Annotated in this window: 9 protein-coding genes and 2 pseudogenes; 2 read left to right on the top strand and 9 right to left on the bottom strand. The window is 71.5% G+C overall.

The window, feature by feature from the left end:
* Positions 1-257: 257 nt before the first annotated feature.
* Positions 258-845, bottom strand: a complete 588-nt coding sequence (locus tag QQM72_RS08375; RefSeq protein ID WP_314220127.1) for a rhodanese-like domain-containing protein — start codon at positions 843-845, stop codon at positions 258-260.
* Between the two features lie 100 nt (positions 846-945).
* Here QQM72_RS08375 and QQM72_RS08370 point away from each other — a divergent pair, with 100 nt between their 5' ends.
* Entirely contained in the window at positions 946-1,233 is a 288-nt protein-coding gene (locus tag QQM72_RS08370) for a metal-sensitive transcriptional regulator (RefSeq protein ID WP_142268214.1), read from the top strand.
* A 30-nt stretch (positions 1,234-1,263) separates the two neighbouring features.
* Here the strand turns inward: QQM72_RS08370 and QQM72_RS08365 are convergent, their stop codons facing one another.
* The 5 genes from QQM72_RS08365 to QQM72_RS08345 form a co-directional block, all read right to left on the bottom strand.
* The gene (locus QQM72_RS08365; RefSeq protein WP_314220126.1) at positions 1,264-2,010 is read right to left on the bottom strand and encodes a sulfite exporter TauE/SafE family protein; all 747 of its coding nucleotides are present in this window, start codon (positions 2,008-2,010) and stop codon (positions 1,264-1,266) included.
* On the bottom strand, positions 2,007-2,396 hold the full coding sequence (locus QQM72_RS08360) for a rhodanese-like domain-containing protein (protein WP_314220125.1): 390 nt from the start codon (positions 2,394-2,396) through the stop codon (positions 2,007-2,009). Before QQM72_RS08360 ends, QQM72_RS08365 begins: the two co-directional genes overlap by 4 nt.
* Before the next feature lie 72 nt (positions 2,397-2,468).
* Complete coding sequence (locus tag QQM72_RS08355) at positions 2,469-3,836, bottom strand: MBL fold metallo-hydrolase (RefSeq protein WP_314220124.1); 1,368 nt, start codon at positions 3,834-3,836, stop codon at positions 2,469-2,471.
* A 363-nt stretch (positions 3,837-4,199) separates the two neighbouring features.
* Entirely contained in the window at positions 4,200-5,237 is a 1,038-nt protein-coding gene (locus QQM72_RS08350) for an SPFH domain-containing protein (RefSeq protein WP_314220123.1), read from the bottom strand.
* A gap of 4 nt (positions 5,238-5,241) precedes the next feature.
* Positions 5,242-5,673: an NfeD family protein gene (locus tag QQM72_RS08345; protein ID WP_314220122.1), complete on the bottom strand. Its 432-nt coding sequence runs from the start codon at positions 5,671-5,673 to the stop codon at positions 5,242-5,244.
* A 100-nt stretch (positions 5,674-5,773) separates the two neighbouring features.
* Between QQM72_RS08345 and QQM72_RS08340 the strand changes: the two are divergent.
* Positions 5,774-6,032, top strand: a pseudogene (locus QQM72_RS08340) (substrate-binding domain-containing protein); the annotation flags it as partial.
* Between the two features lie 212 nt (positions 6,033-6,244).
* On the opposite strand, the gene araB reads toward QQM72_RS08340, so the two are convergent.
* From araB to QQM72_RS40850, 3 genes and pseudogenes are all read right to left on the bottom strand, one after another.
* Positions 6,245-7,924 (bottom strand): ribulokinase, encoded by a 1,680-nt coding sequence (gene araB, locus QQM72_RS08335; protein WP_314220121.1) that lies wholly within the window; start codon positions 7,922-7,924, stop codon positions 6,245-6,247.
* Between the two features lie 137 nt (positions 7,925-8,061).
* Positions 8,062-8,190, bottom strand: a complete 129-nt coding sequence (locus tag QQM72_RS08330; RefSeq protein ID WP_314220120.1) for a hypothetical protein — start codon at positions 8,188-8,190, stop codon at positions 8,062-8,064.
* A gap of 22 nt (positions 8,191-8,212) precedes the next feature.
* Positions 8,213-8,562, bottom strand: a pseudogene (locus QQM72_RS40850) (beta-galactosidase); the annotation flags it as partial.
* Positions 8,563-8,627: the final 65 nt, after the last annotated feature.

The raw sequence follows: 8,627 nt of genomic DNA, 5'->3' as shown, positions 1-8,627 counted from the left end.
GGCCACCTGGAGGCGGCAGATGCGGCTCCAGCAGTAACCACTCGCGATTCGTCAGATCCCCCCGACCCATGACCCAACCAACGAGCGACCAGTCAAAAAGTCACATGATCCGCCGGACAGAACCTAGGGCGCTTCTTCTGGATCAGCCCGGGTCCGCGGCGTCCGGGGCTGGGCGTCCGGGGCTGGGCGTCCGGGGCTGGGCGTCGCAAGGCGCAGGATCGCCCGCGTACCCGATGCGGCGCCCTGCGGGGCCCGGCTCAGCTACCGCGCAGGGCGGCGAGCGTGGCGTCGAGATCGGCCGCGCGGGGGCGGTTGTGAGGCAGCTTGCCGAGAGCGACCGCCATGCCGCAGGTGTTGGTGATCGCGGAGAGGACCAGCCCGCCCGCGATGCCCGCCGACAGGACGTGAAAGGCCGGATGCACGAGCAGACCGAGGACGAGGCCCAGGAGCACCACGACACCGGCCGTGAAACGAACCTGGCGTTCCATGCTCCAGCCGGCCCGCGTGTCGCAGGCGGCCGGTGTGTGCAGGTCGTGCCCCTCGGCGGCCCAGGCACCGGTACCTCCGGCGAGGGTGGCGGTGGGAACGCCCTGCTCGGCCAGCAGCTTGCAGGCGTTCTCCGAGCGGACGCCGGAGGCGCACACGACCAGGACGTCGCCCCGTTCGGCGGCGTGCCGTATCTCCGGCAGGGCGCGCGGGATGAGGCCGAGGGGGATGTTCAGGGCGCCGGGCAGGTGGCCGGAGGCGTACTCGGCGGGCGTGCGCACGTCGATGACGGTGAACTCGTGGAGCCGGGTGCGCGCCTGATCGGCTCCGAGGGCGACCGGGGTGGGGAAACTGGTCATGGCAGATGTGATCCTTGATGGTCGGGATTCCTGATGTTCGACGCCGTCCCGAACCGGGACGTACCATACCCCTGTGGGTATGTGATTCGAAGGAGTGATCGTGGAGCTGGAGCTTGCGGGCGCGGACCTGAAGGCCGTGCTGAACCGGCTGCGTCGAGCGCAGGGTCAGATCGCCGGTGTGATCCGGATGATCGAGGAGGGGCGCGATTGCGAGGACGTCGTCACGCAGTTGGCAGCTGCCTCCCGGGCTCTCGACCGGGCCGGATTCGCGATCATCGCGACCGGCTTGCAGCAGTGCGTGGCAGACATCGAGTCCGACCGGAAGAACGGCGAGGACAGCACACAGATGCGTGCCCGTCTGGAAAAGCTGTTCCTCTCCCTCGCGTAGGGCTCCCCCGCATCCGCGGGCTTCGGCACCTCACAGCACCGTGCCGACCAGCATCGACGCGGCCACGGCCAGCAGCACCAGGGCGAAGATCCGCCGAAGCGCACGCCCGGAGACCTTCACGGCCAGCCGTTTCCCGTCCCACGCGCCGAGTACCGCGGCCCCGACGAACGGCCCGACGACCGCCCAGTCCAGGCCGTCGACCGTGCCGGCGCGCGCAGTCAGCGCGGCCAGGGAGTTGACGGTGATGACCAGCAGGCTGGTGCCCACCGCGTCGCGCATCCGCATCCCGAGCACGTTCACCAGTGCCGGTACGGCGAGGAAGCCTCCACCGACGCCGAGGACGCCGGTGACGGCGCCGAGCCCGGCCCCCGCAGCCGCGGCCCGGCCCGGACGCACCGGCACGACGGTGTCCGGTGCCGCGCGCGGCCGGAGCATACGGAGTGCGGCTCCGCCCGCGACCAGGGCGAAGGCCGCCGTCAGTATCGCCTCCGGGACCCGGTCGGCGACCGCGCCGCCCAGCATCGCAGGGCCGATTCCCGACGCCGCGAACAGCAGCCCCGTCCGCCAGCGCACGCGCCCGTCGCGGGCATGCGCCGACAAGGCGGTGGCCGAGGTGACCGTGACGATGACCAGGCTCGCGGTCGTGGCCGCGACCGGGGTGAAGCCGAGCAGGTAGATCAGGGCGGGAACCGCCAGCACACTGCCGCCGCCGCCCAGCGCGCCGAGCGCCAGGCCGATGCCTGCGCCGGCGGCCAGGGCGAGTATGAGAGCGCTCACCTGACCGTGCCGTTCCCTCCGAGCGTGTCCACCACTGGCAGCCCGGCGTCGGCCCATTCCCTCATTCCGCCGATGACGTCGACGGCCTGCGAGCCGCGTGCGGCGAGTATTTCGGCCGCCTGCCGGGAGCGGTTGCCGGAACGGCAGATCACGACCACGGGCCGTGCCTGCGCATGCGCGGGCAGTGCGGCCCCGGCGGCCAGCCGGGGCAGCGGGAGATGCACGGCCCCGGGGGCGTGTCCCGCCTGCCATTCGTCAGGTTCGCGGACATCGAGCAGTACGGCGTCGGCACCGCTTGCCGCGGCGTTCCCGTGGCCGGTGCGCGTGGCCGCCTCCGCGGCACTCACGCGGCCCAGGCCACCCCGGGCTCGTCGGAAGATGCTCATTTCGGTTTCTCGCTCCTGCTTCCCTGGTCGATACGGACGGCCGGTCACGGGCCCGCGCGGTATGCGACGCCGTCACGGGTAGCGGACGGCCAGTCCTGTCTCCTCGGCCGCGCCGAAGGAGTCGTCCACGGCGACGACGTCCCGGCCGGCTGCGGCCAGCAGGGAGGCGGCCAGGGCGGCGCGCATGCCGCCCGCGCAGTGCACCCACACCTCACCGGCGGGGACCTCGGCGAGGCGGCGGTGCAGGGTGTGGACCGGGAGATGGACCGAGCCTTCGACGTACCCGTCGGCTCGCTCCGAGCCGCGCCGGACGTCGAGCACGACTACGCCCTCAGCCGGGTGCCGGCTCGCGAGGTCGGCGAAGGTCGCGCGGCGGAAGGAGGCGGGTGCCTCGCCCTCGCGCAGCCAGTCGGCCGGTGTGCCGGTGGCCGCGGCGGCCGGGCGGTCGATGCCCACGCGGACCAGTTCTCGCTGGGCGGCGGCGAGCTGATCGGGCGACTCCGCGAGCAGGGTGACCGGCTTGCCCCACGGGATCAGCCAGGCCAGGTAGGTGGCGAGCTGCCCCTCGGCCTCGAAGTTGAACGAGCCCGACACATGCCCGGCGGCGAACGCGACGCGGTTGCGCAGGTCCACCACCCACTCCCCCGCCGCCAGCCGGGCGGCGATCTCGTCGGCGTCGGCGACGGCGGGCGGGGTGAGGTCCACCGGCGCGGGTCCGGCGGCGTTGGCCGGGCCCATGTGCGCGTAGTAGGCGGGGATGTCGTCCAGACCGGCCAGCAGATCGGCGACGAAGGTGTCCACGTCCCGGGTGAGGGCCTCGTTGGACGCCTTCTCCTTCCCGATGGTCGTGGCGCCGCCCTCCGCCTGCGAGGACGAGCAGAAGCTGCCGAATCCGTGTGTGGGCAGCACCGCCGTCTCCTCGGGCAGCTCGGTGACCAGCCGATGGGCGGAGGCGTGCTGTGCGCGAGCGAGGTGCTCGGTCAGCCGCGGCTCGACGAGGTCCGGGCGGCCGACGGTGCCGATGAGGAGCGAGCCGCCGGTGAACACCGCGACCGCCGTGCCGTTCTCCTCCAGCACATAGGAGGTGTGGTGCGGGGTGTGACCGGGCGTCGCCAGCGCGCGCAGGGCCAGCCCGGCGCCACCGTCGATCTCTGCGCGGTCGCCGTCGTGCACCGGTACCCGCGCGAAGGAGACGCGGGCTCCGGCGGGAACGAGGTAGGCGGCGCCCGTGACCCGGGCCAGCTCCGGACCGCCGGTGACGTAGTCGTTGTGGACGTGTGTCTCGACCACGTGTGAGATCCGCACCCCGCGCCGGGCTGCCGCCCCGATCACCCGGTCGATGTCGCGGGGCGGGTCGACGGCCACGGCCGTTCGCTCACCGCCCGCGAGATAGCTCCGGTTGCCGAGCCCTGACACCTCGATCGTGTCGACGAAGAACACGCGGTACTCCCTTCCAGCGAAGAATTACCCCGGGGGGTATGCCTTCGACGGTAACACGAGTACCCCGGGGGGTATTTTTCGGAGCCGGGGAGGCCCTGGAAACGCCTCACGATCACCTCGCCCCCGGCCGGACGACCGTCCCGCGCCGGGCGAAACCGGGAAACGACCCCGCGCTGCTCGCCACCGCGACAACGCCCCGGTCGGGCTGACCGCCGGCAGCACCGGGACTCCAGCGGCCCACCATCAACGCCGTTCGGAAAACGAACTCACACCGCGCAGGCTCGACGAGCAGTCATCGGCGGACGGCCGTGGACTCGGAGGCTTCCGGTGTGCGCGTCGCGCGGGGAGAGGAGCCGCCCGTCGTCAGCGAGGCGGACGAGACGGGTGGGCATCGGGTTTGACGCCCTCGGCCTCGGCTGCGTCGGCGAGGGCCGCGGCAGCGGCCTCTTCGGCCTGAGCCTTGTCGTTGGCGGCCTGGGCGACCATGTCGTCCGAGGGCTTCTCGCGGGTGGCCGGCGACTGGGGCAGGACCTCGGTGAAGGCGCGGGACATGCTCTGGAGCGCGGAGGTGATCTCGCTGGGGATCACCCAGAAGTTGTTGCCCGAGCCCTGGGCGAGCTGGGGCAGCGTCTGAAGGTACTGGTAGGCCAGCAGCTTGGGGTCGGGGTCGTTGCGATGTACGGCCTGGAACACCTCGTCGATGGCCCGGGACTGGCCCTCGGCCTGGAGGATCGCTGCAGTGCGGTTGCCCTCCGCGCGCAGGACGGCCGCCTGTTTGTCGCCTTCGGCGGTGAGGATCTGCGACTGGCGCTGCCCCTCGGCCCCGAGGATCGCAGCCCGCTTGTCCCGCTCGGCCCGCATCTGCTTCTGCATCGCGTCCTTGATGGACTGCGGAGGGTCGATGGCCTTGATCTCCACCCGGTTGACCCTCAGCCCCCACTTTCCGGTGGCCTCGTCCAGCACGCCACGAAGCTGGCTGTTGATGGTGTCCCGTGAGGTGAGCGTCTTCTCCAGGTCCATGGATCCCACGACGTTGCGCAAGGTGGTCACGGTGAGCTGCTCGACCGCCTGCAGGAAATTCGCGATCTCGTAGAAAGCCGCTCGCGGGTCCGTGACCTGGAAATACAGAACGGTGTCGATCTCGACGACAAGATTGTCCTCGGTGATGACCGGCTGCGGTTTGAAGGAAACCACCTGTTCGCGCAGATCGATCACCGGGTGAACGCGGTCGATGTAGGGGATGACGAGGCTGAGGCCTGGATTCAGGGTCCGGTGGTAGCGGCCGAGCCGCTCGACGTTACGAGCGCGTGCCTGGGGCACGATACGGACCGCCCGCACCACGGTGAAGACCGCGATCAGCGCGACGATCAGGCCGGCAATCAGGAGCGCGGAGGTTTCCATGGCTTCAGTCCCTGGGGTAGACGATCGCGGTGGCGCCGCTGATCTCCATGACGTCGACGATCTTTCCAGGAGGAATCACCAGCGTCTCGTCGTAGGCGCGGGCCGTCCATTCCTCACCGTCGATGCGGACCCTGCCGCCCAGGCCCGTCACCTCGGAGACGACATACGCACCCTTGCCGACCAGTGCGTCCACGCCGAACCTCGCCGCCTGGGGCTGGAGGACGTGGCGCAGCGCAATGGGGCGCACGAACAGCACGGTGACAGTGGCGACGATGGTGAACACCAGGAATTGCAAGGGCAGTGGCAGCCCGAGTGCGGCGGACCCCGCCGTGACCAAAGCCGCCGCGCTCAGCATTCCGAGCGCTGCCGTGAGGGTGAAGATCTCCGCCGCAGCCAACACGGCTGCGATGATCAACCAGATCAGCCATGGATCCATTGCGTGCCTCTTCTGACCGGTGCAGGCGCGAAAAGCCTGCCCTCTACCATTGGACCCCGCAACGGACGGCCGCGATACCCCTGGGGACGGGGTACGCAGGGAGGCCGGCCGACGCATTCCGGACGAGCGTCGTGGGTTTCGACGACATACCGGTCGCCGCCTATGTCACTCCTCCCCTGACCACGGTGCGCCAGCCGTTCGACGCGGTGGCCCAGGACGGCATCAGACGTCTCGTGCACTCGATCGAGAACCCGCAAGCCGACCCCTTGGCGGCGGGCGAACCACCGGTCGGCCTCGTCGTCCGCGCCTCGACCGCGCCTCCGCCTCCGGCGGGCCGTGGTACTTCCGCCCGGCACTGAGCGGTGTCGGCCGGCCCGGGTGGCGGGCACTCCTGACCAGGCGGGTGATCACTGAGGCGGGTTCTCCCGCGAGCGTGGCCGGCCGGGGGGAGCCCGTCGCGTCGGTCCGGGCAGGCCCCGTGTCACCCGGAGGCGGCCGGAGGCGGCCGGAGGCGGCCCGTCGCGGGGGTGCCGCAGCGGGCGTCCGGGCCGCTCGGCCGCGGGTGCGGCGCTCAGGCGGACGCTTCTGCGCGGATGCGGCGCAGGCGGTGCATGACCTCGTTGGCGCCTCGGCCGAAGTAGTCGTGCAGGAGCCGGTACTCGGCGTACAGGCGGTCGTAGACCGCGGCACGTTCGGCGTCCGGCAGGTAGGCCCCGCGGTGGACCTTGCCCATGGCGTGGGCCGCGGCCCGGATGTCGGGGTACGCTCCGGCGGCGACCGCGGCGTGCATCGCCGCGCCGAGTGCGGGGCCCTGGGCGGAGCCGATGACACCGAGCGGGCGGCGGGTGACGTCGGCGTAGATCTGCATCAGCAGCGCGTTCTTGGTCAGGCCGCCGGCGACGATGAGTTCCGCCACCGGCACGTCGGACGCCTCGAAGGCGTCGATGATGGTGCGGGTGCCGAAGGCCGTGGCCTCCAGCAGCGCGCGGTAGATGTCCTCGGGCCGGGTGGAGAGGGTCAGTCCGACCAGCACGCCGCTGAGGTCGTGATCGACCAGGACGGAGCGGTTGCCGCTGTGCCAGTCCAGGGCGACGAGGCCGTGCTCGCCGACCTGCTGAACGGCGGCGAGAGCGGTGAGGTGTTCGTGCGCGTCGCGGCCCAGGGCTGCGGCGTCTTCGGCGTACGACGCGGGAAGGCCGTCCCGCACGAACCAGCCGAAGATGTCGCCGACGCCGCTCTGCCCGGCCTCGTATCCCCACAGGCCCGGCAGGATGCCGCCGTCCACGACCCCGCACATGCCGGGTACCACGGCCTGCCGGTCGGAGCTCATCACATGGCAGGTCGAGGTGCCCATGATGACGACCATCTGTCCCGGTTCCACGGCTCCCGCCGCGGGCGCCGTCACATGGGCGTCGACATGGCCCACGCACACGGTGATGCCCTCGGGCAGCCCCGTCCAGACCGCCGCCTCGGCCGTCAACGTCCCGGCGGGCGAGCCCAGTTCACCGATCGGCTGGTCCAGCTTGTCGGTCACGAAGCCGGCGAAGTCCGGGTTCAGCGCCGCGAGGAAGTCGCGGGAAGGGTAGGCGCCGTCCTGGAGCTGGCCCTTGTAGCCGGCGCTGCAGGCGTTGCGGACGTAGGTGCCGCACAGCCTCCAGACGATCCAGTCCGCGGCCTCCACCCACCGCTCGGTCCGGCGGTAGACCTCCGGATCCTCCTCCAGTACCTGGAGCGCCTTGGCGAACTCCCACTCCGAGGAGATCTTTCCGCCGTACCGTGCCGGCCACGCCTCCTTCCGCTCGGCGGCGAGCGCGTTGATGCGGTCGGCACGGCTCTGTGCGGCGTGGTGGCGCCACAGCTTCGGGTAGGCGTGCGGGCGGCTGACGAGGTCGGGCAGTTCGCACAGGGGTGTGGCGTCGGCGAGGACCGGCAGGAACGTGCAGGCGGTGAAGTCCGTGCCGACACCGGTCACCTGCTCCGGGCGCACTCCGGCACGGGACAGCGCCTGCGGCACGGCGTGGCGCAGGACGTCGACGTAGTCCGACGGAACCTGCAGCGCCCAGTCGGGCGGCAAGGTCGTGCCGTCGGGGAGTTCCCGGTCCAGGACCGCGTGGGCGTAGGGATGCTCCGCGGTGCCCAGCTCCGCTCCGTCCCGGACGCGGACCACCACGGCCCGCCCGGACAGCGTGCCGAAGTCGACTCCGACGACACAGGACTCGAGGTGTGCACGGTCATCGCGCTCGGTGTTCACAACCAGCCATCCTCGACGATGAGGAGATCGTGCCGGCGGACCATCCGGATGTGGCGTTCGATGTGTCGACGATGTCCGGTCGCGCGACGGAAGGCGCGGGGCCTGGCAACGAGCGCCGGACCCCGGTTTCCAGGTGTCTACCGGACGGGTTCCCAGTCCTGTGAACCGTCCGTGAGCGCGGTCTGCGGGGTCAGCACGGGTACCGCGAGGATCGCGGATGTCGCGGTGAAGACACCGAAGGCTCGTCCAAGCCTGCTTCGTGGCATGTGCCCCTCCTCAGGGGATGGATCAGGAACGGTGGGCCGCGTCAGGAGGCCGGCGCGCTGTCGGCGTCGGTGGAGACGAGAACGCGTACCACGGGCCGAACTCCAGCGCCGAGCCCGCGAAGACCGAGGTGCCCGTCAGGGCGTCGGAGAGGTCCGCCGGAGCGGGGACGCTCAGGGGCTCAGGGGCTCCCAGCTCCAGTTGTGGACGATGTGCACACGTCGCCCGTCGGCCGACGTACCCGTGGTCGCGGTGACGGAGGCGGGCAGGTCGCGCCACCCGCTCCCGGCGGCCGGGGCCAGCCACTCGGCCAGCGTCCGGGCGAGGTGTCTGCCGGGCACCGTGCCGACGCAGGTGACGCGGCCCTCGCCGTGAGGCACGTCAAGAGTTCGCGCAATATCCCCGTCATCCAGGCACGCCACAGGAGCGGGATCGCCGC

This window comes from Streptomyces zaehneri, assembly GCF_032248645.1.
Taxonomy (GTDB): domain Bacteria; phylum Actinomycetota; class Actinomycetes; order Streptomycetales; family Streptomycetaceae; genus Streptomyces; species Streptomyces coriariae.
Note: the sequence above shows the minus strand (reverse complement) of the source record. Positions and strands in the feature narration are given on the sequence as shown.